Here is a 23,997-nt window from a genome sequence, read left to right as displayed (position 1 = left end):
CCGACTCCGTACCGTCACCCGAACCGCCAGAGGGCGCGAGGGCGACCGCTGCACATCATTCATGGCGACATGCTCAAGCCTGTCACGCTGTTGAATCCGCGTTTCCCTCCGGGCATGCACGACAGTGCCGCCCTGCCCGACTGGGTACTGGCCGACAAACTGGCGCCGCCGCGCTCGCGCGTGGCCACGGTCGCGCGGGAGGCCTTGCTGCAGCACCTGGACCGTGCCGCCGACCTGCCGCTGACCCTGTTGCTGGCGCCACCCGGCTTCGGCAAGACCACCTTGCTCGGGCAATGGCACTAGCGCCTGCGCGAACGCGGCGAGGCCGCGGTGGCATGGCTGTCGCTGGACGAGGACGACGCCGATCCGGGGCGCTTCCTCGCCTACCTGGCGCTGGCCGCGCGCGGCGCCGGGATCGACCTCGGCGCCCCCTTGCAGGCCGCACTGCAGCAGCAGGGCCAGGACCTGGAGGTGGCGTCCACCCTGCCGGCACTGATCCGCGCGATCCGCGCCGCGCCGCGGCGCCTGCTGGTGATCCTCGACGACTACGACCGCGGCCACGCCAGCGCGCTCGACGAGGTGGTGACGCGGCTGGTCGAACACGCCGGCGGCCAATTGCACCTGCTGCTGGCCACCCGGCGCGCGCCCGCGCTGCCGTTGGCGCGCTGGGCGCTGCAAGGCCAACTGGAACGCATCGGCGCCCGCGAACTCGCGCTCGACGACGCCGAGACGCTGGCACTGCTGGGGCCGCAGGTGCCGATGGCGATGGCGCAACAGCTGCGCCGGCAGACCGAGGGCTGGGCCGTGGCGCTGCAACTGGCCGGGCTGTGGCTGGGCGGCGACGAACGCCGCCGAGACGACCTGGACCGGTTCTCCGGGCGCACCGCCGCGTTGGCGGCGTATCTGGCCGAGCAGGTGCTCAACGACCTGGATCCGGACTTGCGCGCCTTGCTGCTGCAGCTCTCGCCGCTGGAACGGTTCAACGCCGCGCTCGCCGACGCGGTGCGCCAGCGCGACGACAGCGGCCGCCTGCTGGAGCGGCTGGCGCATTTCCAGGGCCTGCTGGTGGCGCTGGATGGCGAACACGAGTGGTTCCGCTTCCATCCGTTGTTCGCCGATTATCTGTCCCAGCAACTGGAGCGCGACACGCCCGGGCTGGCGCCGCAGTTGCACCGGCGCGCTGCGCACTGGTTCGACGCGCACGGGCAGTTGCCCGAAGCGGTGCGGCATGCGGTGCGCGGCGGCGCGATCGACAGCGCCGCCGACTGCATTGCCCGCGCCGGCACCTGGCAGTTGCTGCTGCGCCACGGCACCGCGCCGATCCGTGCGCTGCTGCGCCGCTTCCCGCGCCGCAGCATCGGCGAATGGCCGGCGCTGAATCTGACCCAGGCCTACCTGCACATGAAGCTGGGCGAGTTCGCGCACGCGCAGACCCTGCTGGAACGCTTCCGCGACTTCCCCGAACCCGTGCGCGCGCCGTTCGAGCGCGACTACACGATGGTGGTGGCGTTGCTGCGCGACCTGCTCGACCAGGTCTGCGCCAACCCGCGCGGACTGGCGCAGATCGCGGCGCAAGCAGCGGCGCTGGACGAGGACGACAGCCTGGGCCGCGGCACGCTGTGGTGCATCTGCGCCACCACCGCCCTGGGCCGCGCCGATTTCGCCGGCGCCGAGCGCTATGCGCAACTGGCCGACGGCGCGATGCAGGCCAGCGGCAGCGAGGTCGGCACCAGCTATGCGCTGGTCCACCTGGCGCAGAGCCACTACTACCGCGGCCAACTGGAGCGCGCCGAAGCCACCTGTCGCCAGGCGCTGGCCATCGCCCAGCGCCAGCAGCAGCTCGATCCCACCCTGCAGGCGGTGGGCCAGTGCCTGCTGGCGCAGCTGCAATGCGAGCACGGCCGCTACGACGAAGCCGCCGACTGCCTGCAGCCGGCGCTGGGGTTCCTGGAACAGCACGACGGCTGGCTGGACATCTACGCCGCCGGCTACGAGACCGCGCTGGTGCTGGCGCGCCAGCACGACCGCAGCGATCGCGCCGCGCTGGACCTGCTCGACCATATCGACCGCATCGCGCACGCGCGGCACCTGGGCCGGCTCGCCGACCTGGCGCTGGCCTGGCGGCTGCACGTGCTGCTCGACCAGCCGCCGTCGCCGGCGATCGACGTGCTGGTCGCGCGCACCGGCGGCGAGGCCCGGTTCGCGCATGCGCTGAGCCAGCCGCAGGACTGGCGCTTCCTCGCCGCGCTCGGCTTCGCCCTGGCCCGCTGGCATCGCCTGGGCGGACGCACCCGCGCCGCGCTGGCGGTGCTGCAAAGCGTGGAGGCGGCCTGCCTGACCGCCGACAACCAGGTGCACCTGGCGCGGGTGCGTGCGCGCATCGCGCTGGTGCTGCACGACCGCGGCGAATCCGCCACCGCCCTGCCCTACCTGCGGCACGCGCTGCAGCACGTGGCCGGCACCCAGGCCTGGCAATGCGTGCTGGAACTGGGCGTGCCGGGCAAGGCCTTGCTGCGCATGGCGCGCCAGCAGGATCCGCAGGCAGCGCCGAACACCACGCTGGCGATGACCATCCAGGCGCTGCTGGACAAGCTGCGCCACGACCAGGACAGCGGCGCCGACCTGTTCAGCGAACGCGAACTGGAAGTGCTGGCGCTGCTGGCGCAGGGCGCCGCCAACAAGCAGATCGCGCGGCGCCTGGCGCTGTCGGAGAACACGGTCAAGTTCCACCTGAAGAACCTATACCGCAAGCTGGAAGCCGGCACCCGCGAAGCCGCGCTGGCCAGCGCGCTGCAACGCGGGCTGCTGCAGCGCGGCGCGGCGCCCGACTGCGCACAGGACCGAGCATGATCGCGCAATCGCGCGCGTCGTCGCGGTCCTGTAGGAGCGGCTTCAGCCGCGACCGGACCTTGTCGGGAAAGCCCGGTCGCGGCTGAAGCCGCTCCTACAGTGAGTGGACGCTGACGCAGGCCTGGCCTGGCCTGGCCTGCAGCGCCATCATGTTCGAAAAGCGCGCGGATCGCTGGCCGCAACCTGCAGCGCGGCGCGGCTCAGCCGAATACGAACTTGCCCTTCATCATCGCCCAGTGCCCCGGGAACGAGCAGAAGAACGTGTAGTCGCCGCCCTTGCTCAACTTGGCGGTGGAGAACTTGATCGTGTCCGATTGCCCGGCGCCGATCACCTTGGTGTGCGCGATGATCCGCGCGTCGTTCTTCGGCAGGTAATTGTCGGCCAGGCTGGAACTGGTGCCGGCGTTGGCCACCGCCTGGAAGTCCGCGGTCTTGGTCAGCACCCAGTTGTGGCCCATCACCGCGGCGGCGAGCTTGCCGCTGTGCTTGAGCGTCAGCGCCACCTCGGTGCAGTCGGCGGCGACCTTGATCTGCGGCTGGTCGAAGGACATCTGGTCGGTACCGGTGATGGTCACCGCGCAGGTCTTGGCCCAGGCGGCCGGCGCGAACGCGAGCGCGGCGAGGACCAGCAGAGGGGACAACGACTTCGCTTTCAAGACGAACTCCTTGGCAATGGGAACGGCACCACGATGCGAAGGCAGCATGCGCTGCGCGGCGGCATCGCCACGACTGTCGGCCTTTGCGCGAATGTTTGTCAACGACAGGCGCTCGTGCACCGCAACATCCGGTACGCACGCTGCTCAGGCGTTGCGGAAGAAACCGTGCATCGGATCATGCAGCGCCATCCGCGGCGCCGGCACCGGCAACGGGCCGCGCTTGCCGGCCGCGACCTGCGCGAACGCACGCTTGAACCGTGCCATCTCCGGCGCGGTGCCGACGGTGATGCGCGAGCGGTTCGGCCATAGCGCCCAGCTGCGGCCGACGAATACGCCATACGTGGCCATCGCGTCCATGAACGCCTGCGCCGGGCGCTTCACGTCGAGCATGAAGCAATTGCTTTCCGACGCCGTGCACGCATAGCCCTGCGCGCCGAGCCAGCGCACCACGTCGTGGCGAATGGCGCTGTTGAGCGCGCGCCGCTGCGGCACCAGCGCCGGATCGCGCAGGCTGGCCAGGCCGGCGGCGACCGCGGTCACCGGCAGGCTGTTGACGCTGTAGAACTTCAGCTTGGCCAGCAAGTCCGGCCGCGCCACCGCATAGCCCAGGCGGATGCCGGCCATGCCGTAGAGCTTGGAGAAGGTGCGCAGCACGATCACGTCGTCGCCGGCGGCGACGCGATCGACCATGCTGCTGGCGCTGTCGGAAAAATGCAGATACGCCTCGTCGACCACCAGCACGCTGCCCTTGGGCTTGTGCGCCAGCGCGTAGTCCAGGTCCTTGCGCGGCGTCACCGAACCGGTGGGATTGTTCGGATTGCAGATGTAGAGCACGCCGGCGTTGGCGTCGGCGGCGCACATCGCCTGCACGTCGTGCGCGTCGTCCTGGCGCAGCGGCACCTTGATCACCTTGGCGCCGTTGCGCGCCGCGGCGCGCCAGCCGGACTCGAAGGTGGGATCGGCGGTGACCAGCGACGCGCTGGGCGAGGTGAATGCCAGCATGGTGTAGTCCAGCGGCTCGGTGGAGCCGGCGTAGGCCATGAGGTGATCGATCCCCACGCCCGACTGGTCGGCAAGGGTCTGCAGCAGTTCCATCTGCAGCTCGCCCAGGTAACGGCCGCCGCTGGACGCGATCGCCGCGATCGCCCGCTGCGCGGCCGGCGACGGGCCGCCGGGATATTCGTTGGCGTTGATCAGCACCGGCGCCAGTTCGGCGTCGGCCGCCTGCACGGGGCCGGACGCGGCCTGCGCCAGCCAGGGCGTGCCGAAGCCGGCCGCGGCGACCAGCGCCGCGTCCTTGAGGAAAGTGCGGCGCGAACGCGACGGCTGCTGCATGACGGACTCCTTGGAAGACAGGGCAAGGACTTACGGACGCACGGCGACCACTTCGATCTCGATGCGGTACAGCGGATTGCCCAGCGCCGCGATCTGGAACGCCGAGCGCGACGGCAGGTTGGGCTGCGTGGGCGTGCCGAAGAACTGCCGGTAGCCCTCCATGAAACCGGCGAAATCCATCTTCCCGCCCAGCGCCGGATCGCCGACCAGGAACGCTTGCATCTTGACCACGTCGCGCATGCCCAGGCCCATGCCTTTCAGTTGCGCCTCGATCTGCGAGAGCACGCTGATCGTCTGCGCCTTGGTATCGCCGTAGGCGGCGGGCGAATCCTTGGGCGCGCTGGCATCGATCGGCCGCGGCACCGCGCCGCTGAGATAGACCGTGGTCTTGCCGGCCGGAATCTCCACCGCCGCGGAAATCGGAAAATCACTGTCGGGAATCTTGTGGCGCACGATCTCGGCGGCACCGGCCAGGGCGGGCAGCCACAGCGCGGTGCACAGGCCGGCACGGAGCGAGCGGGAAACGAACGAACGGCGCATGCGGAACTCCTCGCGGTCGAAAGGGGAAAATGGAACCGGTCGCGGCTCAGTGCCGCAGCGTGCGCACCTCGTCGGCGCTGAGCTTGCCGGGATAGTCGTTGCCGAACTGGCTGCGCACATAGTGCACCACCTCGGCGACCTGCTGGTCGTTGAGCATGCCGGCGAAGCCGGGCATGCCGCCGCGGCCATCGAGCACCATCATCGCCACGTACGGCGCCGCGGCCACCTTGGGATTGCCGGCCAGCGCCGGATACTCGCCGCCGCCACGCGCGCCCTGCCCGCCGGGCATGTGGCAGCTCTGGCAGATCGCCGCGTACACCGTGGCGCCGGAGGCCGTGGAGAAGGCGGCCTGCGGATACAACGGCGTGGCATCGGAACTCTGCGCCGCGGCCGGACCGATCGCCGGCGGCAGCATCGGCGCGAGCACGCCGGCGGCGACCGCCGCAGCGAGCACCCAGTGACGCTGAAGTTTCATGCGCGGACTCCATTGACGACACGGCGATGCAGGCGTTCGATCGCATCCAGCGCCGAGGTGATGGCCCCTTCCTGCCAGGCCGGAATGTACGAGGCGTGTTCGCCGGCGAGCGCGATGCGGCCATCGATCCGGCACAGGTTCTCGTAGTGCTCGGCGCGCGCAGCGTCGCTCCACATGCCGAAACAGCCATGGGTGAACGGCACCCGGTGCCAGCCCACGGCGATGCCGTTGTCGAACTCGCGCGGATACTGCGGATGCAACTGCGTGCCGTACTCCACCGCCTTGGCCACGCGCTGCTGCGGCGTCATCGAGGTGAACTCGAACGCCTCCAGTCCCCACACGTAGGCGCCGAGCAGCACGCCCTTGCCGGCGCTCTGGAAACCGGTGCTCGGATAGCTGATCAGGGTGATCGGCAAGTCGGTGTAGCTGATGCCGCCGTAGATCGCCTCGTCCTCTTCCCAGAAGCGGCGCTTGAACTGCAGCCCCACCTTCACCGATGCCGCGTACGGCACCTGGCCGATCGCCGCGGCCATCTTCTCGCCCACCGCGAGCGGAATGCGGCTGAGGATCGACAGCGGGATCGTGCACACGCACCAATCGGCGTTCGCCACCTGTTCGCTGCCGGTGCCGTCCTGGTAGGCGACGCTGACCCCGTGCGCGTCCTGGTCGATGCGGGTGACCCGGGCGTTGTAGCGGATCGCGTCGCCGAGCTCGCGCGCGAACGCCTTGCCGATCTGGTCCATGCCGCCGACCGGCTGGAACATCGCGGTCTGCATCTCGTAGTTGTTGCCGGCCGCCAGCGTGGCCCACAGCCGCGAGCGCAGGATGTCCTGGGTGCTGAACGGTTCGGAGAATTGCGGCTTGCCGGACAGGCCGCCGCCGGGATACTTGGCGAAGCCGCGGCGCTCGCTGCTCTCGCGGCCTTTGACGTAGCCGAAGTCCTTGTCCAGCGCGCCCCAGTTGCGCAACGACTCGAGCAGGATCTCCTGGTCCTCGCGCTGCACCTGCGCATCCAGGGCGCCCTGCCGGGTGCTCTTGGCCAGCAGTTCGGCCACGTGCCCCTTGTAGTCGGCGTCGATGTCGCGGAAGCGCTGCGGCTTGCCGCCGAACCCCTCGCGGCTGTGCAGCAACGCGTTGAAGTTGACCTGCACGAACGGTTCCAGCGCCACCCCGAACTGCTTGCAGTAGGACAGCACCGCCTTGTGATGGTGCGGGATGCGCCACGGGCCGGGGTTTAGGTACATGCCCTCGTCGAACCCGCAGTGCTGCTCGAAGCCGCCGAGTTCGGTATAGCGATCGCCGCCGCGCAGCGTCCAGTTGCGGCCGCCGGGACGCGCGTTGTATTCGAGCACCTGCACCCGATAGCCGGCCTTGCGCAGTTCGTAGGCCGCGGTCAGCCCGGCCAGGCCGGCGCCGAGCACCAGCACCGAGGCGCCCTTGGCGTCGCCATCCAGCCGCGGCACGCCGTTGAAACGGGATTCGGCCGCCATGCCCAGGCTGTGCATCGCCTGGTACATCATCGCGCCGCCGCCGGCCAGGCCGATCCTGGCGAGCAATTGGCGGCGGGTCATGACTCCCCTGGTTGTTGCCTGCATCGTCGACATCGCCTCACGGATTGCGGATCGACCATAGCCGCCGCGGCGGCGGTGCAGGCCGCGTGCGGCGGGTAGGTCGCGATGGAGTGGGTAGGGCCGGCTCTTCCTTCTCCCTGCGGGAGAAGGTGCCCCGAAGGGGCGGATGAGGGTACGGGCGCAGCCTCATGCACCAAATCCCGCGAGGCGCTTTCGCGCCGTACCCTCACCCCAACCCCTCTCCCGGTGGGAGAGGGGCTCGAACCGCTCAGAAGCGGTAGGTCAGCTTGGCGTAGTAGCGCGCGCCGAAGTAGCCGACCGGGCTACCGGTCAGATACGGCGAGTTGTAGTAGCTGAGGTAGTTCTTCTCGAGGTAGTCGTACGCCGCCGACGGGATCTTGTCGGGATAGGTGTTGAACACGTTGTCGCCGCCGACGCTGACGGTCAGCTGTTCGGTGGGCCGGAACGTCAGCTCGACGTTGGTCAGCGCCATCGTGCCGATCTTCTGCTTGTAGTACGGCGCGCCATTGACGTCGACCACGTCGAGCTGGCTCAGCACGCTGTCGGGAAAGATGTCGCCGTTCCACTCGTCGTACGGCGCTATCAGCTGGTACTGCGGCCCGTACACCGCCTCGGTCACGCGCAGGCTGAACTTGCCGACGTTGAACGTGGCGCCCAGGTTGACCCGATACTTGGGCGCATTGTTCTCCAGATTGATCAGCGTCGCCGGGCTGTACATGGTGGCGCCGCCGAGCACCTCCGGCGCCGGCTTGGCGCTGAGCACCTCGGTCTTGTTGTAGTTGGCCGCCAGCATCCAGTCGATCGAGCCCCAGTCGAACTCGGTGATGTAGTTGGTCACCCAGTCCACGCCGCTGGTGCGGGTCTTGAGCGTATTGTTGAAGATCGCCACCGAGATGTTCTGCCGCGCGGTGGCGTCGAGCGAGCCGCCCGGCGCGGCGGGATCGATGCCGCCGAGATAGCCGAAGTCGACCAGCGCCTGGCCCAGTGCGGCGTTGTAGGCAGCATCGGGCGTGCCGTCGCCGTTGGTGTCGCCCGGCTGCCCGGCCTTGGAATACTCGAAGGTGCCCACGCCGATGCGGTCGGAAATGGTGATGCGGTAGAAGTCCAGCGTGCTGTCGAAGTTGGGCATCGGCCGGAACACGAAGCCCAGGCTGTAGTTGGTGCTGGTCTCCGGCTTCAGGTTGCCGAAGCCCAGCGCCGCCGCCGCCGCGCTGTTCGGTTGCAGGGTTGGGGTGGCGCTGGTCGGGCCGACCTGCACCGCCGAGTAGAAGCCTTCCTGCAGGGTGGGCGCGCGGAAGCCGGTGCTGGCGGTGCCGCGTACCGCGAAGGTGTCGGTGAGGTCGAAGCGGGTGGTCAGCTTGCCGACGACCTTGCTGCCGAAGTCGCTGTAGTTCTCGTAGCGCCCGGCCACGTCCAGCAACCACTTCTCGGTCGGATTGAACACCACGTCGGCGTAGGCGGCGTAGCTGTGGCGGCTGTAGGAGCCGGTGTTGAACAGCGGGTTGTAGCCGGGAAACGAGGACGCGCCGGCGCCGTAGTACGAGGTCGGATCGCCCGGATCGATGCCGTACTGATCGCGGCGGTACTCCACGCCGGCGTTGAAGGTCAGCGGCTGCGACAGGCCGAGGTCGAAATCGCGCGTGGCGTTGAGGTTGGTGGTCCACTGGCTGGCCCAGAAGCTGCCGTCGTAGAAGTCCTCGGGCGAGTAGCCATCGTCCTGCCACAGGCTGAAATTCATCGAATTCAGCGTGTACACGTCCATCTCGTTCTTGCCGTAGCTGCTGGAGAAATCCCAGGACCAGTCGGCCAGCGCGCCCTTCAGCCCGGCGGTCAACTCGTAGTCGACCTCGTCCGACGCCTCCGACGGATTGAAGCCCAGCGGATACTTGTGGCTGACCGCGCCGGTCACCGGATCGACGTAGCCGCCGTCCTGGCTGGGACGGCGGTAGTTCTCCTCCGACTGCGCGGTCTTCTTGCCGTAGCTGCCGAACGCGTAGAACTCCAGGGTGTCGCTGAGCACCGCTCCCGAATTGAAGAACAGCGCCTTGCGATGGACTTCGGGCGGATTGAGCCAGGCGTTGACGTTGGGGAAGCGGCCGTTGAGGGTCATGCCGTCGACGTCGTCGGCCAGGAACTCGGCCATGCTCGGATTCACCGCCGAGCAATCGGCGTAGTTGGCCACGCAATCGGCATAGCTGTACGAACCGAGCCGGTACACGGTCTTGCGGTTCTCGACCTCGGCGCTGAGGCTGAAATACGCCGCGTCGCTGCCGAAGCCGATATTGGCACCCACGCATCGGTGCCGCCGCCGCCATCCTTGTAGCCGGCATAACCGGCGTCCACTTCGCCGCCGTCGTGGTTCTTCTTGAGGATGATGTTGATGACGCCGGCGATCGCGTCCGACCCGTACAGCGCCGCGGCGCCGTCGGTCAGCACTTCGACATGATCGATCGCCGCGGCCGGAATGAACGACAGATCGGCCGAGGCCGCGCCGGTGGTGGTGTTGACGTTGGAGGTGATGTGGCGGCGTTTGCCGTTGACCAGCACCAGCGTGTGGTTGGGCGAGAGGTTGCGCAGGCTGGCGGTGAGCGTCTGGCTCGCCATGTCGTTGCCGGTCTGGTTGGCGTTGTAGGACGGCACCTGGTTGGCGATGGCGTTGATCAGGTCGGGTGCGGCCGACTGCTTGAGCATGTCCGCGCTCACCAACTGGATCGGCGCCGGGCTGTCGGTCACCGCCATGTTGGCCTTGCGCGTGCCGGTCGAAATGACCGTGATCGCGTCCAGCGTCTTGGCCTCGCCACCCGGCTCCTCCGCCAGCGCCGGCAGCGCCTGTGCGCTGGCCAGTAGCAGCGTCAGCGTGGCCACGCCGTGCCGTTGCCGCGCACCGCACAGCACCCTGCGTACCGATTCCGCCAGTCGATCGGCGTTCAAGCGCTTGCTCATGGTCAAGACCCCCTAAGTGACGTGGACGTGGCGTGGATGTGCGCCGGCTCCCCGACCGGCGGCGCCGCACTCGCGGCGTGCAGGGACCATAGCCAGCGCACGACGCCGGACGGCCGGATCCGACGGGTAGGTGCGCCGCGAGCGGGTGGGCGGGGACGGGGCGGGCATCGCGGCGTGGGTAGTGGCGCGCATCGCCGCGGGCAGTGGGTTACTCTCGGCCACCGCCACGTGGAGCTCGCCCCATGTCCCACCGTCGCGCGCAGCGCCAAACGCGGTGGCCGCGTTGATCCATCCACGCCCGACCTTGCTGCTGCTCGACTTCGACGGCGTGCTGGCGACCTACTCGCGCACGGCACGCATCGCGCACCTGGCCGCCCACTGCGACTGCGACACGGCACGGGTGCGGGAGGTCCTGTTCGGCGCCGGACTGGAAGCCGCCTACGACGGCGGCGAGATCGCCACCGCCGTCTATCTGCAGCGGCTGGGCGAAGGACTCGGCGCGCCGGTGAGCGAAGCCGACTGGATCGCCGCGCGCGTGGCCGGCAGCCGCGGCGATCCCGGCGTAATCGAACGCATCCTGGCGCTGGCCGACAGGGTCGACATCGGCGTGCTGACCAACAACGGCGCCCTGATGGCGCAGGCGATCCCGCAGATCGTGCCGGCGCTGTTCCCGCTGCTGCGCGGGCGCGTGCTGTGCAGCGGCGCACTCGGCGGACGCAAACCGCAGGCCGAGGTGTACCGTCGTGCACTCGACCATTTCGGCGTCGCGGCGCGGCACGCCCTGTTCATCGACGACCTGTTCGTCAACGTGCGCGGCGCCCGCGCGATCGGCATGGCCGCGGAGACCGCCAGCGGCGCGCGCGCCCTGCGCCGCGCCCTCGCGCGGCACGGCCTGGGCTAGACGACACGCCTATCGCCGACAGAGCCCGCATCCGCTGCATCTGCCACTACGCCCGCAGCCATCCTGCCGTGGCTGTTGCTGTGGCTTTTGCTGTATGGCTGCGGCTGTTGCTGTGTGGCTGTGGCTGTGGCTGTGGCTGTTGATTCTGCTGTTGCTGTGGCTTTGCTTTATCGGGTTCCCTTCCGTAGCGGCGAATAGGGCGGGAAAAACCCCGAAGGGGCGGCGCACATGGATGTGCGCCGTTCGCGGCAGGGGCAGGATGCCCCTTCCGCGAATCCCGTCCTATTCGCGGACCCGGAGCGCGCAGCGCGGAGGGCGCGCAGGCAGGGTGTGCTTTCTTTTGGTTACTTTTCTTTGCACAAGCAAAGAAAAGTAACTCGCCGCCAGGCGAAAGCTCTGCTTCTGCTTCTGCTTCTGCTTCTGCTATTGCCGTTGCCGTTGCCGTTGCCGTTGCCGTTGCCGTTGCCGTGCCATCGCATCAAAAGCCAACCGACACCCACACAGCAATCCGCCTCAACGCGTACCGACATAAGCCAGTAACGCCGCCCGCAACCGCTTCAACCCCTCGGCCACTTCCTGATCGGTGATATTCAACGAAGGCACGAACCGCAACACATCCGGCCCGGCCTGCAACGTCAACACCCCATGCGCAGCGGCATGATCCAGGATCGCCCCGGCCTGCCCCGCATGCGCCTGATTCAGCACCGCGCCCAGCATCAACCCACGCCCACGCACCTGCGCAAACAGCGCGAACTCCTCATTGAGCGCGGCCAGCCCCTGCCGCAGCGCCGCCGCCTGCCGCGACACGTTCGCCGCGATCGGCGCCGACGCCAGCTTGCGCAGCGCCACCCGCGCCACCGCCGCGGCTAGCGGATTGCCGCCGAAGGTGCTGCCGTGCGCGCCGAACTGCATGACCTCGGCGACCTTGGGCCCGGCCAGCAGCGCGCCGATCGGGAAACCGCCGCCCAGCGCCTTGGCCAGGGTCACGATGTCCGGCGTCACCTGGTCCTGCCAGTGCGCGAACAGGGTGCCGGTACGGCCCATGCCGCACTGGATCTCGTCCAGCACCAGCAGCGCGCCGTGGTGGTCGCACAGCGCGCGCACCCGCGCCAGGAAGCCCGACGCGGCCGGCATCACCCCGCCCTCGCCCTGCACCGGCTCGAGCATCACCGCGGCCACGTCGCCGGCCGCCATCGCCGTTTCCAACTGCACGATGTCGTTGAAGTCCACATAACGGAAACCGCCGGGCAGCGGCTCGTAGCCTTCCTGGTACTTCGGCTGCGCGGTGGCGGTGACCGCGGCCAGGGTGCGGCCGTGGAAACTGCCGCGGAAGGTGACGATGACCCGCCGGTCCGGCGCGCGGCCCTGGCTGGCGGCCCACTTGCGCACCAGCTTGATCGCCGCCTCGTTGGCCTCGCTGCCGGAATTGCACAGGAACACCTTGCGCGCGAAGCGCGAGGCGGTGACCAGCTCCTCGGCCAGGCGCAGCGGCGGTTCGCTGTAGAACACATTGCTGGTGTGCCACAGCTTGCCGGCCTGCTCAAGCAGCGCGGCGCTCAGGTCCGGATCGTTGTGGCCGAGCCCGCAGACCGCGATGCCGGCGGACAGGTCGATGTAGTCGCGGCCTTCGCTGTCCCACACCTTGGCGCCCTGGCCGCGCTCCAGCACCAACTGGCGCGGGCGGTAGATCGGCAGGTAGTAGTGCTGACCGAGGGCGATCAGATCCGCGGCGGAGGAAGCGGTCATCGGGGGAACATCCTGCGGGAAAGGTTCCGATTATATGTCCGCCGGCAGCCTGCCCGGGACCGCCCGCGGGCGCCTGGAACGACAGGTGGTCCGCCGTCCGCCGCGGCAACGCGAGCCTGCCCGAATGCCGCCGCGAAGCCCCGTCCGCACGCCGGCGCCGGCTACGCCGCGCACGCGTGTCCACGCCCGCAATGCGGCTCGGGTAGCATGGGCGCATGCGCTTTTTCCTCGATTCCCACCTCGCCCCGGCGACCGAGCACGGCTGGCGGCGTCGTTGGTTCGACATCATCTATCGGCACGACACCCGGTCTTCGCGCAACTTCGACCTGTTGCTGGTCGCGGCGATCGTGGCCAGCGTCGCGGTGATCATGGCCGACAGCGTGCCGGCGCTGCACGCCCGCCACGCCGGCACGCTGTACGTGCTGGAGTGGGGCTTCACCGCGCTGTTCACCGCCGAGTACGCGTTGCGCCTGGCCACGGTGAAGCGCCCGCTGCGCTACGCGCTGAGCTTCTGGGGCGTGATCGACCTGCTGTCGACCCTGCCCACCTACATCTCGTTTCGGCTGCCCGGCGCGCAGACGCTGCTGGTGGTGCGCGTGCTGCGGGTGCTGCGCCTGTTCCGCATCCTCAAGCTGACCCGCTACGTCGAGGAAAGCAGCCTGCTGGTGGACGCGTTGTGGCGCAGCCGGCGCAAGGTGTTCGTGTTCCTGTTCACGGTGATCACCCTGGTGGTGATCTTCGGCGCGTTGATGTACGTGGTCGAAGGCCCGGCCAACGGCTTCACCAGCATCCCCACCGCGATGTACTGGGCGGTGGTGACGATGGCCACGGTCGGCTTCGGCGACATCGCCCCGCTCACCCCGCTGGGCCGCGCCATCACCTCGGTGCTGATCCTGATCGGCTACAGCATCATCGCCGTGCCCACCGGCATCTACACCGCCGAACTGGCCAACAGCCTGCGCGATGCCGACCGCCGCCACGCGCCGGACCGACGCAACTGCACGCACTGCGGCCTGCAAGGCCACGACCCCGGCGCCGGCTATTGCCGCAACTGCGGCCAGCCCCTGCCCGACGCCGCGGCCTGAGCCTCACCACACGCCGGTGTTGGGCATCGACGCCCACGGCTCGGCCGGGGCCAGCGCCTCGCCCTTCTGCAGCAGTTCGATCGAGATCAGGTCCGGGCTGCGCACGAAGGCCATGCGCCCGTCGCGCGGCGGGCGATTGATGACCACGCCCTGCGCCTGCAGGTGCGCGCAGATCGCGTAGATGTCGTCGACCTCGAACGCCAGGTGGCCGAAGTTGCGCGCGCTGCCGTAGTCCTCGTCCGAGCCCCAGTTGTAGGTCAGCTCGACTTCGGCCTCCGGGTTCTCCGGCGCGCCGAAGTACACCAGGGTGAACTTGCCGGCCGCGTTCTCGATGCGCCGGGTCTCGTGCAGGCCCAGGCCTTCGGTGAAGAACGTGCTGGTCTTCTCCAGATCGTGGACGCGGATCATGGCGTGCAGGTATTTCATCGCGACAACTCCATTGAGGGGGAAACGGGCAGGACTACCATGCGCCGCGGTGTGCCGCCGCGCGGTCCTGGCACAGGCGCATAGGGTAGCGCCCGCGGCGTGCAGACGCGGGCACGGCCGCCGTGCGCCAGCTCTTCAGCGGAAGTAGCAGGCCTTCAACGGCAGCGTGGCCGCTCCGACCGCGCTGGCGTCGGCCATCGCCGCCGCCGGCAACAGCACCGGCAACGGCCGCGCCTGGCCGCGGCGCGGCTGGTTGTCGATGCGCAACTGCGGGATCAGGCGCAGCGCCAGATCGCGCGGCAGGCGCCCGCCGAACACCACGGCCTGCGGATCGAACACCGCGGTGATCGCCGAGACGATCAGCGACAGACCCGGCACCGCGCGCGCGATCCAGCGCTCGATCGTCGGCCAGGACGGATCGTAGGCCGCCACCAGCGCGCGGACGTCGGCCAGCATCACCCCGTCCTCGATCAGCATCTGCCGCAGCAGCTCCAGCGTGCCGCGCTCCAGGCCCAGCCCAGGCAGCATGCCGGCGAATTCGCCGGCATTGCCGTGCGCGCCGCGCAGGCAGGCGCCGTCGATCACCACGCCGCCGCCGAGGCCGTAGCTGAAATACAGATAGGCGAAATCGCGGTACTGGCGGCCGACCCCGAGCAGGCTCTCGCCGACCGCGGCGACGCTGCCGTCGTTGTCCACCCACACCGGCAGGCCCAGCGCCTCGGCCAGCCAGTCGCCGATCGACAGCGCGCCCAGTTCGCGCAGCGGATCGGGCGGGTTCATGCGTTCGGTGCCATCGACGAAGAACCCGGTCATCGCCACGCCCGCGCCCAGCCGCGGCCCGAGTCCGCATCCGGCCTCGGCCAGCAGCGCCGCATCGGCCTCACGCAGTTGCGCCAGCAGTGCCGCCGGCTCGGTCGAACGCAATGGATGCTCGGCGGTGGCGCGGATCTGGCCGCTGAAATCCAGCAGCGCCAGCGACAGCGCGTCGGTGGCGATCGCGTAGCCGACGGTATGACCGTGCGCGGGATCGAGCGCGATCGCCGCACCCGGTTTGCCGCGACCGCCGTGCGCCAGCGAGGCACCGATGCGCACCAGTCCGCGCTCGGCCAGGGCATCGATCAGGCGCACCGCCGATTGCACGGTCAGCCCGGTGATGCGGCTGAGGTCGGCGCGGGTGACGGTGCCGAACAGACGCAAACTGTCGAGCATGCGCCGCTCGTTGTCGGTGAGATCGGCATGCGTGGCATGCACGGAACGGGAAGCGGGCGGCAGCGAAGCGGCGACGGGAACGGGCATGAGAGCGGCGTGGCGGAAGGCACGGAAAGCATACCGGGCGCGGGTGAAATATTTAATTCACGTTGAGTTAGTAAATTGCCAGACTCACGCACCCCGGGGGATCCAGATGCACCGTCCGTCCAACCGCTGTCGCCGCTCCGGCAGCCCACTCCGCCGTTCCATGCTGGCCTTGGCGCTGAGCGCCGCGACCGCGGCCCACGCCGCGGCCAGCCCCGCCGCCGCCGACACCGACGTTGCAAACAGCGCGCCGGCGGCCGATCCGACCCTGCTGGACACCATCACCGTCAGCGGCCAGCAGTTGTCGATCCGCCAGGCGATCGGCGCCAAGCGCGAAGCCGAGGTGATCTCCGACGGCGTCTCCGCCGACGACGTCGGCTCGATCCCGGACTTCGGACTGGGCGAAGCGCTGCAGCGCGTGCCCGGCGTATCGATGGTGATCAACAACGGCCGCGGCGAAGCGCAGTTCATGAGCCTGCGCGGATTCAATCCCGACTACAACGCGGTGCTGATCGACGGCGTCGCCCTGCCCTCGACCGAGACCAGCCGCCGCATCCAGTCGCTGGACGTGATCCCGGCCTCGCTGGCGCAGCAGGTCGACATCTACAAGTCGTTTCGCGCCGACATGGACGCCAACGCGATCGGCGGCGTGGCCGCGCTGCGCACGCGCAGCGCCTTCGACAGCCCCGGTCCGTTCGCCGCGGTCCGCGCCAACCTGGCCGACTGGGAGAACCAACGCTACCTGCACGATTCCGGCCCGTCCGGCCAGGTGCAGGGCACGCTGAGCAACACCTTCGGCGCCGATGGCCGCTTCGGCGTGGTGCTGTCAGCCGATTACTTCCGCCGCGACTCCTCGTCGCTGGACACCGCGATCGACAGCTACAGCTATTACCGCAACGGCGTGCGCCAGGCCCTGACCCCGAACCAGGACACCACCGGCATGGCGCTGGCGCCCGACCGCTTCCGCCCGCTGATCTACGACAACATCCGCCAGCGCCGTAGCGTGTTCGGCAAGCTGCAGTACGACGATATGGATTCGCTGTCGATGAACCTCAGCGCCGGGCGCTTCGAGCACGACAACGACGAGCAGCGCCGCGCGCAGTTCATCAACCGCAGCGGCAACGCCACCGTGGCCTCGGCCACCACCGGCAGCTACGCACAGGGCAACGCGCAGGTGGACGCCGATGCATTCGAGCAGAACCGCGAACTGCGCTATGCCCAGTTCGACGGCCGCTACATCAGCAACCCCACCGGGCACCTGGACTTCCTGGTCAACCGCGCGCGCGGCAGCTACCGCCAGGACACGCGCGAGGACGTGTTCGTCGGCGCCGCCTCGCCGCAGTTGGGCTTCGGCTACACGGTGCGCCCCGACGCGCGCCCGCTGCTGACGCTGAACAATCCCGGCTACTACGGCAACGCCGCCAACTACCAGCAGTCGTACTTCTTCAACCGCGTGGAGAACAGCAGCACCGACACCACCACGCTGAAACTGGACTACAGCCAGAACGCCAACGCCGATGCGCTCGGCTGGGGCCTGCGCACCGGCCTGCAGTACCGTAGCCTGGACCAGCGCTACAACCTGGACGAAGTGCGCTACACCCCGACCGGCAAGGTCAGCCTGGCCGATGTCGGCCGCGATCCGACGCAGGTGTGTCCGTACGCCGACTTCAGCTGCATGCTGCTGATCGACCCGGCCAAGGTCGCGGCCTTCTTCGCCGCCAATCCGAGCCGCTATGCGCTGGCCGCGAGCAACCTGCGCAACAGCACGCTCAGCGACTTCTCCATCGCCGAGCACGGCGGCGCCGCCTACCTGATGGGCACCTGGCACGGCAGCGTCACCCAGCTGGCGTTCGGACTGCGCAACGAGACCCTGCGGCGCTCGGTGGTCAGCCCGGTGCCGCAACCGCTGAACAGCACCAGCAACTACGTCGGCCAGCGCAGCGACAGCAGCATGCAGTTCCTGCTGCCGTCGGCGAACGTCGGCTGGGACATCGCGCCGACGCTGAAACTGCGCCTGGCCGGCAGCCGCACGCTCGGCCAGCCGACCTATGCCGACCTGGGCCAGAACAGCACGCCCACGGTCAGCGCCACCGCGTTCACCCTCTCGCGCAGCATCGGCAATCCGGCGCTGCGTCCGCGCCGCGCCGACAATCTCGACCTGTCGCTGGAGTGGTATCCGGATCGCGACGCGCAGGTCTCGCTGGGTCTGTTCCAGAAGCGCATCCGCGACGAGATCGTGCGTCTGACTTCGACCGAGACCCAAACCAATCCGGGCGGATTGATCGGTACCTACCAGGTCACCACGACCCAGGCGGTCAACGCCAGCGACGCGCGCGTGCGCGGCGTGGAGTTCACCGCGATCGACACCCACTTCGACTTCCTGCCCACGGCGCTGGCGCACTTCGGCGGCATGTTCAACGTGACCATGCTCGACGCGCGCACCGCCGACGTGCAGATGGCCGATGGCAGCCTGCGTTCGCTGCCGGCGCTCATGGAGTCGCCCAAGCGCACCGCCAACGCCTCGCTGCTGTACGACCTGGGACGGTTCAGCGCGCGCCTGAGCGGCAACTACACCGACAAGCAGCTGATCGCCTTCGCCACCGACACCCCGGTCAACGACCGCTACTACGACGCGATCACCACCTACGACCTGCAGCTGGCCTACCGCATCGGCGAGCACCTGCGCGTCACCGTACAGGGCAAGAACCTCACCGACGCCAAGCTCTCGCGCATGATCGGCGTGGACCAGGCGTTGCTGCGCGAGCAGTTGGACAACGGCCGCGCCTACTACTTCGGAGTGGACTATGCGTTCTGAATTGCGCTGGCTGTTGCCCCTCGGCGCGGCGCTGCTCGCCGCCTCGACCCACGCGGCCGAACCGGCGCCGGCCGCGCCGACTTTCGTGCCGATCGAAACCGTCCTCGGTGCCGATTGCTGGGGCGCATTCGACGACGACGTGATGAAGGCGATGCACGACTGCCGCGCGGGCGATGGTGCACGCATCGTCCTGCAGGTCGCCGACGCCGAGACCGGACCGGCACGCGCCGGCTTCGACGCACGCTGCGACGGCGCGCGCTGCGCGGACCTGACGCAATTGCTGCGGGTCGCACCGCAGCGCCGCCTGCTGCTGCGCACGCCGCCGCGACGCCTCGATGCGGTCCTGGCCGCGGTGCAGGCGGCCGACGCCGGCGCGCGCGTGGCGATCGAGCCGCAGCTGCAGCGTCCGCACGGCAGCAGCGCCCCGATCCCACTGGCGCCGGGCGTGCGCTATTGGCATGAGGCGCGCGGCACGCCGGTGCCGGCCATGCTGCATATCGCGCAGATCGACCTGCGCACGCCCGGGCTGGAACTGGTCGGCACCCCTGGCGAGCGCAGCGGCGGCAAGGAATTCGTCGCCACGCCGACCAGCACCTTCGTCCGCGAGCACGGCCTGGCGCTGGCGATCAATGCCGACTACTTCCTGCCGTTCGACGGCGGTCACCTGCTCGACAGGCCCTTCGTGCCGTTGGCCGGCAGCGGCGTCACTGCCGAAGGCCTGGCGCTCAGCGACGGCCGCCTCGACTCGGACAGCGCGACCGAAGACGCGCGCGTGAACGGCGCCTTCTGCGCCGGCCGCCACGGCGCGCACATCGTCCGCGGCCGCGGCGGTTGCCCGCGTGGCAGCCGCGTCGGCATCGGCGCCGGCCCGGTGCTGCTGCTCGACGGCAGGCGTCAGCCGCGCGAGTCCAGCCGCGCGGCGTACTACGACGCACGCGAGCCGCGCACCGCACTGGGCCTGGACGCGAAGCGGCAGACGCTGTGGCTGGTGGTGGTGGACGGTCGCCAGCCGCACTACAGCGAAGGCATGACCCTGGACGAATTAAGCGCGGTCTTCGAGCAGCTCGGCGCCAGCAGCGCGATCAATCTCGACGGCGGCGGCTCCAGCACCATGGCCGCGCGCGTGGACGGCCAGGTGCGCGTGCTCAACAGCAGCATCCACACCGGCATCCCCGGCCGCGAACGCCCGGTCGCCAACCATCTCGGCGTGCGTGTGCAGCCATGAGACAAAGCCGTGGAATGGCGCGCTACGGATGTGCGCGGCGCCGATCGCCCAAGGCCCGCTCGCCGCCGTGCCACGGCGCACCATCGCGCCCACCGCATTCCCATGCACGAGCGGTGGGTGTATCGCGACCGGCCGGCGTCGGGACTGAAGTCCGCCCCCTTCGTTCGCCCGGCGAGCAGGCCGCACGTCCATTTCCGGAGTTCTCTACGGAGCGACTCCGGTCTTGTAGACGACGCGGGACGCTTGCTGGCCGCGGACAATGCCGGTCGGGGCTGAAGCCCCTCCTACAGGGTCGCCAGCCTCTCTGGACGCATCGCATCGCACGGCGCGGCCACAACGCCCCTGTGCCCACCCCGCCGCGCCAGCGCGCACGCGCGCGCAACGCCACTCAATCCAGGAACAGATCCGGCAGCAATGGCTGCGACGGATCCAGCGCGTAGCCGGACAGGTCGGTCACGCCGGCGGCGGCCAGCACCTCGTCGTCGATCAGGAACTGGCCATGGAACCCGGCCGCGGTGCGCGTCAGCACCGCATGCGCCGCATCGGCCATGATCTCCGGACGCCGGCCGTTGCCCGCAGCGACACCGGGAATCATGTTCAGCGCTTCGGTGGCGATCAGCGTGCGCGGCCACAGCGCGTTGACCGCCACGCCCTGCGGGCCGAACTCGCCGGCCAGGCCCAGGGTGACGAAGCTCATGCCCATCTTCGCCAGGGTGTAGCCGGTATGCGGCGCCCACCATTTCGGATCCAGCGACGGCGGCGGCGCCAGGGTCAGGATGTGCGGGTTGGCGCTGCGCAGCAGATGCGGCAGGCAGGCCTGCGCGCACAGGAAGCTGCCGCGCGCATTGACCTGCTGCATCAGGTCGAAGCGCTTCATCGGCGTGTCCAGCGCGCCGCGCAGCCAGATCGCGCTGGCGTTGTTGACCAGGATGTCGATGCCGCCGAAGGCGGCGACCGTCGCCGCCACCGCCGCGCGCACCTGCTCCTCCTCGCGGATGTCGCATTTCAGCGCCAGCGCGCGCCCGCCGGCCGCCTCGACCGCGGCCGCCGCGCTGTGGATGGTGCCGGGCAACTTTGGGTTGGGCACCGCCGACTTGGCCGCGATCGCCACATTGGCGCCGTCGCGCGCCGCACGCAGCGCGATCGCCAGCCCGATGCCGCGCGAGGCGCCGGTGATGAGGAGGGTTTTGCCTTGTAAGGTCATGGGAATGGGGAATGGAGAATCGGGAATAGGAACAGCTTAGCGCCTCCCCGCCGCGAGCCGACGCACCAACCGCCACCGCAGTTCGCTCTTCCCATTCCCCATTCCCGATTCCCCACTCCCGACCCCTCAGGGCTTCGGCCCCTGCCCCTCGTTGTCCTCCCACTTGAGCACGCGCCGGGTCACGAAGCGGTACACCGGCTTGCCGGTGGCGAACCACAGCTCGCGCACCCAGGAATGGCGCTTGAGCAGGCGCCGTTCGACCGGGGTCAGGGCATGCGCGCAGTACATGCGCTTGTGCTTGAGCAGGTGGCGCAGGTCCTCGCGCGCCAGCAGCCGCATCCAGCGCGAGCGCGGCGCGCCGCGCACCGCCAGTTGGAAGTCGATCAGTGCCGGCCCGCCGTCCTCCAGCACCAGCCAGTTCGCCTCCTTGGCCAGGTCGTTGTGCGCCACGCCACGCCGGTGCACCTGCTGCAGCAGGCGCCGCGCCGCGCGGAAATAGGCCAGGTCGCCGCGCGGCGGGCGCTGGTACATCGCGTCCCCGGCCAGGTAGCTGCGGTCCAGGAAGGTGCCGTCCCAGCCGCGCAACTGCGGCGTGGCGGCCATGCCGGCCAACTGGCGCAATGCCCGCGCCTCGCGCCGCGCCAGCCACCAGGCCGGCAGCCGCAGCCACCAGGGCGCGGCGGTCAGGTCGCGGCGCACGAACACGCCCGCGCCGTCGCGCACCAGCAGGATGCGACCGAAGCTGTCGGACTTGAGGATCTGGGCGGAGGCGGCCGGCGCGCGTGGCATCCACCCAGTTTAAGCGGAACGCCATGCTCGCCCACTTATACTCCCCCCATGAATGCACCATGGATCGACGCCACGCTGGAGTGGGTCGCAACGCATCCCATCCTGGCCGGCGCGGTCATTTTCGCGATCGCGTTCTGCGATGCGGTCATCGTGCTGGGCACCATCGTGCCGGCGCTGCCGTTGCTGTTCGCGATCGGCGTGCTGATCGGCCTGGGCCAGATCTCCGGCCCGTACGCGGTGATCAGCGCGGCCCTCGGCGCGCTGGCCGGCGATGCGCTCAGTTACTGGGTCGGCCATCGCTGGGGCCACCAGTTGCGCAACTACTGGCCGTTCCGGCGCTATCCGCAGCTGCTGGATCGCGGCGAAGTGATGTTCCGCCGCAATGCCTTCAAGAGCATCCTGGTCGCGCGCTACGTCGGCGCGATCCGCCCGTTCGTGCCGGCCGTGGCCGGCATGCTGAAGATGCCGCTGCGCCGCTACTTCCTCGCCAGCGGCCTCGCCGCGGTGAGCTGGTCGCTGCTGTTCCTCGGTCCGGGCTGGCTGCTGGGCCAGGCCTACGACGCGGTCGCCGCGGTCGCCGGGCGCCTGTTCCTGGTGCTGGGCCTGCTGGTGGTGGCGCTGGGGCTGGTGTGGGCGATCGTGCTGTACGGCTACCGCTGGTCGGCCGGACACATGGACGCGTTGCTGGCGCGCGGCCTGGACTGGTCGCGCCGGCACCCGCTGCTGGGCCGCTACCCGATCGCGGTGTTCGATCCGCAGCGGCGCGAGTCTGTGCCGCTGGCGATGCTGGCGGTGATGCTGCTGGCGCTGGGCTGGGGCTGGTTCGCGCTGCTGATGGTGGTGGTGGGCCACGGCGAGCCGTTGTCGCTGGACCTGGCCGTGCACGACCTGATGCTGGCGCTGCGCAATCCGCTGGCCGACTACCCGATGACCGCGCTGGCCTCGCTCGGCGACTGGCAGGTGCTGGCGCCGGCGACCGCGCTCGGCCTGGGCTACCTGGCCTGGCGCCGGCGCTGGATGGCCGCGGCGCACTGGCTGGCGGCGCTGGCCTTCGGGCTGGCCCTGACCAAGCTGCTCGGCACCACCGTGCACGTGGTGCGCCCGCCGGCCGCCAGCAGCGGCTTCGGCTTCCCGTCGGTGGCGGTGACCATGGCCACGATCAGCTTCGGCTTCTTCGCGGTGCTGATCGCGCGCGAGCTGCCCGGACGCTCGCGAGTGTGGCCGTACCTGCTGTCCGGCGTGGTGGTGACGCTGATCGGCTTCGCCCGCCTGTACCTGGGCGCGCACTGGCTCAGCGACGTGGTCGGCGGCATGCTGTTCGGCATCTTCTGGCTGCTGGTGCTGGGCATCGCCTATCGGCGCCGCTTCAACCGCTCGTTCTGGATGAAACCGCTGGCCTGGCTGTTCTACGGCGGCTTCGTCGTCGCGGCGCTGTGGTATGCGCCGCGCGATCTGGAACGCAAGCTGGCCAAGTTCGAACCGCCGCCGCCGGTGCGCATGGATCTGGCCGCGAGCGCGTGGTGGCAGGACGGATGGCGCCTGCTGCCGTCGCGGCGCAATGAGTTCGACGACAGCCAGCGCTGGCCGCTGGACCTGCAGGTGGCCGGGCCGCTGCCGCCGCTGCAGCGCCAACTGGAAGCCGCCGGCTGGCGCGTGCAGCCGCAGGCCGGTTGGCAGCAGGCGCTGCAACTGCTCGACTACAAGGCGCAGGCCGAACAGGTGCCAGTGCTGCCGGCGACGCTGGACACCCAGGTGGAATCGCTGCTGATGCTGCGCCCCGGCCCGCGTCCCGGCGAACTGTACGCGCTGCGCCTGTGGCCGGCGCCGGCGCGGCTGCAACCGGGCAACGCGCCGCTATGGCTGGGCAGCGCGCAAAGCCTGCGCTACGAACGCCACTTCAACCTGATCGGCCTGTGGCGCCCGCTGCGCGGCGCCGATCCGGCGCTCAACGCGGTCACCGAGGCACTGCACGCACTGCCCACGCGCAAGGACATGCACCAGCCCTCGCGGGTGCCGGTATTGCTGGTGCGCACCGAGGGCGAAGCGCCGGTGGACGCCGAATAACGCAAACCCCTCCGCTTTTCACCGCCAACGGCGCGCGGAGCGAAGCGCTTGTAGGAGC

The 23,997-nt window shown here is 69.7% G+C and carries 17 protein-coding genes and 1 pseudogene; 6 read left to right on the top strand and 12 right to left on the bottom strand.

The window, feature by feature from the left end:
* Positions 1–69: 69 nt before the first annotated feature.
* A pseudogene (locus tag AB3X07_RS05105) lies at positions 70–2,850 on the top strand (LuxR C-terminal-related transcriptional regulator).
* Between the two features lie 200 nt (positions 2,851–3,050).
* Here AB3X07_RS05105 and azu read toward each other — a convergent pair.
* The 7 genes from azu to AB3X07_RS05070 all read right to left on the bottom strand — a co-directional run bounded on the left by azu (position 3,051) and on the right by AB3X07_RS05070 (position 10,391).
* Positions 3,051–3,554, bottom strand: a complete 504-nt coding sequence (gene azu / locus AB3X07_RS05100; protein WP_369943334.1) for an azurin — start codon at positions 3,552–3,554, stop codon at positions 3,051–3,053.
* Positions 3,555–3,650: 96 nt separating this feature from the next.
* Positions 3,651–4,841: a pyridoxal phosphate-dependent aminotransferase gene (locus AB3X07_RS05095; RefSeq protein WP_369943332.1), complete on the bottom strand. Its 1,191-nt coding sequence runs from the start codon at positions 4,839–4,841 to the stop codon at positions 3,651–3,653.
* Between the two features lie 30 nt (positions 4,842–4,871).
* Complete coding sequence (locus tag AB3X07_RS05090; protein ID WP_369943331.1) at positions 4,872–5,381, bottom strand: RidA family protein; 510 nt, start codon at positions 5,379–5,381, stop codon at positions 4,872–4,874.
* 46 nt (positions 5,382–5,427) lie between these two features.
* The gene (locus AB3X07_RS05085) at positions 5,428–5,856 is read right to left on the bottom strand and encodes a c-type cytochrome (RefSeq protein WP_369943329.1); all 429 of its coding nucleotides are present in this window, start codon (positions 5,854–5,856) and stop codon (positions 5,428–5,430) included.
* Positions 5,853–7,451, bottom strand: a complete 1,599-nt coding sequence (locus AB3X07_RS05080; RefSeq protein WP_369943327.1) for an NAD(P)/FAD-dependent oxidoreductase — start codon at positions 7,449–7,451, stop codon at positions 5,853–5,855. The genes AB3X07_RS05085 and AB3X07_RS05080 overlap by 4 nt, the downstream gene beginning before the upstream one ends.
* Before the next feature lie 244 nt (positions 7,452–7,695).
* Complete coding sequence (locus AB3X07_RS05075; protein ID WP_369944656.1) at positions 7,696–9,558, bottom strand: TonB-dependent receptor plug domain-containing protein; 1,863 nt, start codon at positions 9,556–9,558, stop codon at positions 7,696–7,698.
* A 41-nt stretch (positions 9,559–9,599) separates the two neighbouring features.
* On the bottom strand, positions 9,600–10,391 hold the full coding sequence (locus tag AB3X07_RS05070; protein ID WP_369943325.1) for a TonB-dependent receptor plug domain-containing protein: 792 nt from the start codon (positions 10,389–10,391) through the stop codon (positions 9,600–9,602).
* A 283-nt stretch (positions 10,392–10,674) separates the two neighbouring features.
* Between AB3X07_RS05070 and AB3X07_RS05065 the strand changes: the two genes are divergently transcribed.
* Entirely contained in the window at positions 10,675–11,292 is a 618-nt protein-coding gene (locus tag AB3X07_RS05065; RefSeq protein WP_369943323.1) for an HAD-IA family hydrolase, read from the top strand.
* 513 nt (positions 11,293–11,805) lie between these two features.
* On the opposite strand, the gene AB3X07_RS05060 is transcribed toward AB3X07_RS05065, so the two are convergent.
* Positions 11,806–13,038 carry an acetylornithine transaminase gene (locus AB3X07_RS05060; RefSeq protein ID WP_369943321.1) on the bottom strand — a complete coding sequence of 411 codons (1,233 nt, stop codon included), beginning with the start codon at positions 13,036–13,038 and terminating at the stop codon, positions 11,806–11,808.
* Between the two features lie 215 nt (positions 13,039–13,253).
* Here AB3X07_RS05060 and AB3X07_RS05055 point away from each other — a divergent pair, with 215 nt between their 5' ends.
* Complete coding sequence (locus AB3X07_RS05055; RefSeq protein WP_369943320.1) at positions 13,254–14,123, top strand: ion transporter; 870 nt, start codon at positions 13,254–13,256, stop codon at positions 14,121–14,123.
* 3 nt (positions 14,124–14,126) lie between these two features.
* On the opposite strand, the gene AB3X07_RS05050 is transcribed toward AB3X07_RS05055, so the two are convergent.
* Both AB3X07_RS05050 and AB3X07_RS05045 read right to left on the bottom strand, forming a co-directional pair.
* Positions 14,127–14,549 carry a VOC family protein gene (locus AB3X07_RS05050; protein ID WP_369943318.1) on the bottom strand — a complete coding sequence of 141 codons (423 nt, stop codon included), beginning with the start codon at positions 14,547–14,549 and terminating at the stop codon, positions 14,127–14,129.
* Positions 14,550–14,684: 135 nt separating this feature from the next.
* Positions 14,685–15,845: an ROK family transcriptional regulator gene (locus AB3X07_RS05045; protein ID WP_369943316.1), complete on the bottom strand. Its 1,161-nt coding sequence runs from the start codon at positions 15,843–15,845 to the stop codon at positions 14,685–14,687.
* A gap of 160 nt (positions 15,846–16,005) precedes the next feature.
* Between AB3X07_RS05045 and AB3X07_RS05040 the strand changes: the two genes are divergently transcribed.
* Positions 16,006–18,657 carry a TonB-dependent receptor gene (locus AB3X07_RS05040; protein ID WP_369943314.1) on the top strand — a complete coding sequence of 884 codons (2,652 nt, stop codon included), beginning with the start codon at positions 16,006–16,008 and terminating at the stop codon, positions 18,655–18,657.
* Positions 18,647–19,882 (top strand): phosphodiester glycosidase family protein, encoded by a 1,236-nt coding sequence (locus tag AB3X07_RS05035; protein WP_369943312.1) that lies wholly within the window; start codon positions 18,647–18,649, stop codon positions 19,880–19,882. The genes AB3X07_RS05040 and AB3X07_RS05035 overlap by 11 nt, the downstream gene beginning before the upstream one ends.
* Positions 19,883–20,270: 388 nt before the next feature.
* Here AB3X07_RS05035 and AB3X07_RS05030 read toward each other — a convergent pair whose 3' ends face one another.
* Together AB3X07_RS05030 and AB3X07_RS05025 are read right to left on the bottom strand one after the other, a co-directional pair.
* Positions 20,271–21,086, bottom strand: coding sequence for an SDR family oxidoreductase (locus AB3X07_RS05030; RefSeq protein WP_369943311.1), 816 nt, complete (start codon positions 21,084–21,086; stop codon positions 20,271–20,273).
* Positions 21,087–21,212: 126 nt separating this feature from the next.
* Positions 21,213–21,875 (bottom strand): serine/threonine-protein kinase, encoded by a 663-nt coding sequence (locus AB3X07_RS05025; RefSeq protein ID WP_369943309.1) that lies wholly within the window; start codon positions 21,873–21,875, stop codon positions 21,213–21,215.
* Positions 21,876–21,923: 48 nt separating this feature from the next.
* On the opposite strand from AB3X07_RS05025, the gene AB3X07_RS05020 reads away from it, so the two are divergent.
* Positions 21,924–23,939, top strand: a complete 2,016-nt coding sequence (locus AB3X07_RS05020) for a bifunctional DedA family/phosphatase PAP2 family protein (RefSeq protein ID WP_369943308.1) — start codon at positions 21,924–21,926, stop codon at positions 23,937–23,939.
* Positions 23,940–23,997 lie beyond the last annotated feature (58 nt).

Source organism: Xanthomonas sp. DAR 35659 (assembly GCF_041242975.1).
Taxonomy (GTDB): Bacteria; Pseudomonadota; Gammaproteobacteria; order Xanthomonadales; family Xanthomonadaceae; genus Xanthomonas_A; species Xanthomonas_A medicagonis.
The sequence above is the reverse complement of the archived record's forward strand: the minus strand, read 5'-3'. Positions and strand labels throughout refer to the sequence as shown.

What these genes read in the sequence shown, in the direction of transcription:
- azu (WP_369943334.1), bottom strand. Translation starts at nt 3,554, where the DNA reads ATGCTGCCTTCGCATCGTGGTGCCGTTCCCATTGCCAAGGAGTTCGTC.
- AB3X07_RS05095 (WP_369943332.1), bottom strand. Translation starts at nt 4,841, where the DNA reads ATGCAGCAGCCGTCGCGTTCGCGCCGCACTTTCCTCAAGGACGCGGCG.
- AB3X07_RS05090 (WP_369943331.1), bottom strand. Translation starts at nt 5,381, where the DNA reads ATGCGCCGTTCGTTCGTTTCCCGCTCGCTCCGTGCCGGCCTGTGCACC.
- AB3X07_RS05085 (WP_369943329.1), bottom strand. Translation starts at nt 5,856, where the DNA reads ATGAAACTTCAGCGTCACTGGGTGCTCGCTGCGGCGGTCGCCGCCGGC.
- AB3X07_RS05080 (WP_369943327.1), bottom strand. Translation starts at nt 7,451, where the DNA reads ATGCAGGCAACAACCAGGGGAGTCATGACCCGCCGCCAATTGCTCGCC.
- AB3X07_RS05075 (WP_369944656.1), bottom strand. Translation starts at nt 9,558, where the DNA reads ATGACCCTCAACGGCCGCTTCCCCAACGTCAACGCCTGGCTCAATCCG.
- AB3X07_RS05070 (WP_369943325.1), bottom strand. Translation starts at nt 10,391, where the DNA reads ATGAGCAAGCGCTTGAACGCCGATCGACTGGCGGAATCGGTACGCAGG.
- AB3X07_RS05060 (WP_369943321.1), bottom strand. Translation starts at nt 13,038, where the DNA reads ATGACCGCTTCCTCCGCCGCGGATCTGATCGCCCTCGGTCAGCACTAC.
- AB3X07_RS05055 (WP_369943320.1), top strand. Translation starts at nt 13,254, where the DNA reads ATGCGCTTTTTCCTCGATTCCCACCTCGCCCCGGCGACCGAGCACGGC.
- AB3X07_RS05050 (WP_369943318.1), bottom strand. Translation starts at nt 14,549, where the DNA reads ATGAAATACCTGCACGCCATGATCCGCGTCCACGATCTGGAGAAGACC.
- AB3X07_RS05045 (WP_369943316.1), bottom strand. Translation starts at nt 15,845, where the DNA reads ATGCCCGTTCCCGTCGCCGCTTCGCTGCCGCCCGCTTCCCGTTCCGTG.
- AB3X07_RS05040 (WP_369943314.1), top strand. Translation starts at nt 16,006, where the DNA reads ATGCTGGCCTTGGCGCTGAGCGCCGCGACCGCGGCCCACGCCGCGGCC.
- AB3X07_RS05035 (WP_369943312.1), top strand. Translation starts at nt 18,647, where the DNA reads ATGCGTTCTGAATTGCGCTGGCTGTTGCCCCTCGGCGCGGCGCTGCTC.
- AB3X07_RS05030 (WP_369943311.1), bottom strand. Translation starts at nt 21,086, where the DNA reads ATGACCTTACAAGGCAAAACCCTCCTCATCACCGGCGCCTCGCGCGGC.
- AB3X07_RS05025 (WP_369943309.1), bottom strand. Translation starts at nt 21,875, where the DNA reads ATGCCACGCGCGCCGGCCGCCTCCGCCCAGATCCTCAAGTCCGACAGC.
- AB3X07_RS05020 (WP_369943308.1), top strand. Translation starts at nt 21,924, where the DNA reads ATGAATGCACCATGGATCGACGCCACGCTGGAGTGGGTCGCAACGCAT.